The sequence below is a fragment of the Xylophilus sp. ASV27 genome, from assembly GCF_016428875.1.
Classification (GTDB): Bacteria; Pseudomonadota; Gammaproteobacteria; order Burkholderiales; family Burkholderiaceae_C; genus Xylophilus.
Window position 1 is genome coordinate 1 of the sequence record NZ_JAELTO010000186.1, and the last position, 4,114, is coordinate 4,114.

Annotated in this window: 5 protein-coding genes; 1 reads left to right on the forward strand and 4 read right to left on the reverse strand. The window is 66.8% G+C overall.

All coding sequences use genetic code 11. The annotated features are described in order from the left end of the window. Together JHD63_RS21875 and JHD63_RS21880 are read right to left on the reverse strand one after the other, a co-directional pair. The coding region (locus JHD63_RS21875) for a putative bifunctional diguanylate cyclase/phosphodiesterase (protein WP_198972900.1) at positions 1-1,398 on the reverse strand (1,398 nt) is incomplete at its 3' end. Further along, positions 1,398-1,691, reverse strand: coding sequence for a helix-turn-helix domain-containing protein (locus tag JHD63_RS21880; protein WP_198972901.1), 294 nt, complete (start codon positions 1,689-1,691; stop codon positions 1,398-1,400). The genes JHD63_RS21875 and JHD63_RS21880, both read right to left, overlap by 1 nt. Positions 1,692-1,896: 205 nt before the next feature. On the opposite strand from JHD63_RS21880, the gene JHD63_RS21885 reads away from it, so the two are divergent. Further along, positions 1,897-2,598: an XRE family transcriptional regulator gene (locus tag JHD63_RS21885; RefSeq protein ID WP_198972902.1), complete on the forward strand. Its 702-nt coding sequence runs from the start codon at positions 1,897-1,899 to the stop codon at positions 2,596-2,598. A gap of 14 nt (positions 2,599-2,612) precedes the next feature. Here JHD63_RS21885 and JHD63_RS21890 read toward each other — a convergent pair whose 3' ends face one another. Further along, positions 2,613-3,572, reverse strand: a complete 960-nt coding sequence (locus JHD63_RS21890) for an alpha-E domain-containing protein (RefSeq protein ID WP_198972903.1) — start codon at positions 3,570-3,572, stop codon at positions 2,613-2,615. A gap of 16 nt (positions 3,573-3,588) precedes the next feature. Then, positions 3,589-4,114: circularly permuted type 2 ATP-grasp protein (locus JHD63_RS21895; protein ID WP_198972904.1), on the reverse strand; the 526-nt coding region annotated here is incomplete at its 5' end.

Consider the following 4,114-nt stretch of genomic DNA (forward strand, 5'->3'; position numbering starts at 1 on the left):
GACGTACTCCATGAGCTGGGTCTCGGTGATCTCCAGTTCCAGCAGGCGCGGGTCGGTGCCGCTGCGCGCGATGAAGCCGCGCAGGAAGTCCAGCACCTCCGGGTCGCCGAGCTGCGCGGTCGAGAGGTTCACCGACATGGCCAGTGGAGAGCCATCCGCACCGCCCGCATGCTGCCAGCGCTGCATCTGCGCGCAGGCCTGGCGCAGGCCCCAGAGGCCGATTGGGCGGATCAGCCCGGTCTCCTCGGCGATCGGGATGAAGGTGCCCGGCGGCACGTCGCCCAGCACCGGATGGCGCCAGCGCATCAGCGCCTCCACGCCCACCACGCGCAGGGTATGGGCGTCGATGCGCGGCTGGTAGTGCATCTGCAGTTCGCCATGCTCGGCCGCCTGGCGCAGGTACTGCTCCATGCTGCGGCGCTGGCGTGACAGGCGGTCCAGCGCAGAGGAGAAGAAGCGGAACTGGTCGCGGCCGGCGGCCTTGGCCTCGTACATGGCGGCGTCGGCGCGCCGCATCAGCTCGTCCAGATCGGCGCCGTCCTCCGGGTAGATGGCGATGCCCACGCTGCACGAGATGCGCAGTTCGTGCCCGCGCCCGTCGTGCGGCGCGCGGACCAGCGGGAGCAGCCGCTGCTCGACGATGCCGCGCACGTCGTCCGCGTCGCGCACGCCGCGCAGCACCACCACGAACTCGTCGCCGCCCAGGCGGCTGACCGTGTCGTTGTCGCGCACCGCCTGCGTGATGCGCCCGGCGACCGAGCGCAGCAGCGCGTCGCCCACGTGGTGGCCGAGTGTGTCGTTGATCGATTTGAAGCGGTCCAGGTCGATGAACAGCACCGCGATGCAGCCACCGCTCTGCGCGGCCTCGGCCAGCGCCTCGCCCAGGCGCTGCATGCACAGCGCGCGGTTGGGCAGCTTGGTCAGCACGTCGTGCTCGGCCAGGAAGCGCACGTGCTCCTCGGTGCGCTTGCGCTCGGTGATGTCCACCGAGATGCCGATGTAGTGCGAGATCGCGCCGTGCGGCTCCGGATCGCGCACCGCGGAGATCATGAGCCAGGCCGGGTAGCTGCCGCCGTCCGCGCGGCGGAACACCGCCTCTCCCTGCCAGGCGCCGCGCTCGGCGATCGCCTCGGCAATGCGCGGCCCGAGCGGGCCGTGCGCCGGCTCGTCCAGCAGCGTGGAGAAGTCCAGGCCCACGGCCTCGCGCGCGCCGTAGGAGGTGCTGCGGCAGAAGGCGTTGTTGACGCTGAGGATCTTCTGCTGCTCGTCCATGATGACGATGCTCTCGGACGAGGCATCGAACACCTTGGCCCAGAGTGCAAGCTGGCGCTCCAGTTGTGCGTACGTCGCTTTCTCGTGATCGTTGCCGGCAGGGGCCTGGCCCAAGGGATCGGGCATCAGCGCCGGGCCTGGATCCGCCCGCTTCGGCTGACGGAGATCTTGACGGTGCGTTTCTGGGCCTTGGCGCGCGATGACTCGTAGCGGCTGGGCCAGATGTCCTCGGCCTTGAGTTCCAGCGCCTTGGCGACGATCTGCTCGGCGGCCCACCAGGGAGAGGTCAGAACACGTTGAAAGTGGGAGTAGCCATGGCGATGCGCGAGTTGACGAAGTGATACATCTTTCTTTTCAAGTGCGGCTTTGACATCTGCAGGATGCCAGTCGGTGTGACGCATACCCTTTTGTGTGTCCATTTGTAGATGATAGACATCAAAGTATGTGTCCGCAATGTCTGCGTGAACAATTTCATGTTCTGTTCTGATGCATCCACTATTTACGCCTGTTTTGCAACCATTAAAGTGTTTTTTTGCGAAACATCGCATGCTCTAATGTGTTCATGGACACACTAGGATGTAGGCCGCAAGCCTATTTCTCCGCGTCGGTGCGGAGCAGCGGCCGATGAGCCGCGATGCAGGCCCGGCAGAAGTCGCCTATGCGCGCGCACTAGGCCACCGCATCAAGAACTGCCGGGGAGGGCGCAGCCGCGATGAATTCGCCAACGCTCTGGGCGTGCACCCGAATACCGTGGGCAAGTTCGAGCGCGGAGACACCATGCCCGATGCCCACACCCTGACCAGGATCGCACTCCTCGGGCAATGCTCGGCGCAATGGCTGCTCACGGGGGCGGAGATGGTCGGCGGCATCGACCGGGCGCTCCATGCGGTGGAGCGCGGCGGCTACGTCTACGTGCCGCACTTCGACGTGCAGGCCGCCACGGGCGGGGACCTCTTCGACGACCTGGACGCGGTGATCGCCATGCGCGCCTTCGAAGTGGCCTACGTCAGAAGGGTGCTGGGCATTGCCCACAACGACCTCGCCCTGATCACGGTGACGGGAGCGTTGATGCGGCCGCAGCTCCACTCCCGGGACATGGTGCTGCTGGACCTGCGCGCGCGCGACGTGGCCACGGAGGGCATCCATGCGCTGCGCATCGACGGCGCGCTGCTCGTGAAGAAGGTCCAGCGCCTGCCGGGGAAGACACTGCGCATCAGCAACGAGAACGCCGCCTACGGATCATTCGACGTGGTGCGCTCGGAGTCTCCGGAGCAAGACTTCGCGGTCATCGGACGTGTGCGCTGGGGCGGGGTCACCTTCGATTGACATCCTGTCGTTCTTCACGCCGTCGCCGGCAGCAGGAATTCGCGGCTGATGTGGGCGCCCAGTTCGTTCACCCGGTCGAGGAACTGCGTGAGGAAGGCATGCAGGCCGGTGGCCAGGATCTCGTCGATCTGGCCGAACTGCAGGTCCGCGCGCAGCTTGCCGGCCTTGCGCTGGCTGGCGCTGGCTGCATCGTTGACCACGTAGGACAGGTTGGTCACCACCTCGTTCAGGCTGGAATGCAGTGAGCGCGGCATGTCCGCACGCAGGATCAGCAGCTCGGCCACGCGCTCCGGGCGGATCACGTCGCGGTAGACGCGGCGGTAGATCTCGAAGCCCGAGACGCTGCGCAGGATGGCGCTCCAGTGGTAGAAGTCGAACTCCTGGTCGCGCTCGCTGGCCGCGCCGTAGAAGTCGTTCTGGATGGCGTGGAACTTGGTGTCGACCAGCCGCGCGGTGTTGTCGGCGCGCTCCAGGAAGGTGCCGATGCGCATGAAGTGCAGCGCCTCGTCCATCAGCATGGTGCCCACGGTCACGCCGCGCGAGAGGTGCGAGCGGAACTTCACCCACTCGAAGAACTGCCCCGGGTCGCGCTCGAATTCGCCCGCGCGCAGCATGCGGTTGACCTCGATCCAGGTCTGGTTCTGCGTCTCCCAGGCCTCGGTGGTGAGCGTGCCGCGCACGGCGCGCGCGTTCTCGCGCGCGGCCTTCAGGCAGGAGACGATGGAGGAGGGGTTGTCCTCGTCCTTCACCATGAATTCCATCACCTCGCGCGCGGTGATGCTGCCGTGCAGCGCGGAGTAGGAGGGCAGCAGCTCGCTGATGGTCAGGAGGCCCTGCCAGCCGACCTGCGCGGCCTCGGCCGACTGGGGCAGCAGGGCGGTCTGGTAGTTGACGTCCAGCATCCGCGCGGTGTTCTCCGCGCGTTCGGTGTAGCGAGACATCCAGAAGAGGTGGTCAGCGGTGCGGCTCAGCATGTCGGTGTCCTCTTCTTCAAACTTCTAGTATCCAGGTGTCCTTGGTGCCGCCGCCCTGGGACGAATTCACCACCAGCGAGCCTTCCTTGAGCGCCACCCGGGTCAGGCCGCCGGGCACCATCTGCACCTGCTTGCCCGACAGCACGAAGGGCCGCAGGTCGATGTGGCGCGGCGCGATGCCGCTTTCGACGAAGGTCGGGCAGCTCGACAGGCTCAGCGTGGGCTGGGCGATGTAGCCATCGGGCTTGTCGATCAGCACGCGGCGGAAGTCCTCGATCTCGGCCTGCGTCGCGGCCGGGCCGACCAGCATGCCGTAGCCGCCGGCGCCATGCACCTCCTTGACCACCAGGTCCTTGAGGTGGGCCAGCACGTAGGCCAGGTCCTCCGGGTCGCGGCACACGCGGGTGGGCACGTTCTTCAGGATCGGCTGCTCGCCCAGGTAGAACTCGATCATCTTGGGCACGTAGGGGTAGATCGACTTGTCGTCGGCCACGCCGGTGCCGACCGCGTTGCAGATCGCCACGTTGCCCGCGCGGTAGGCC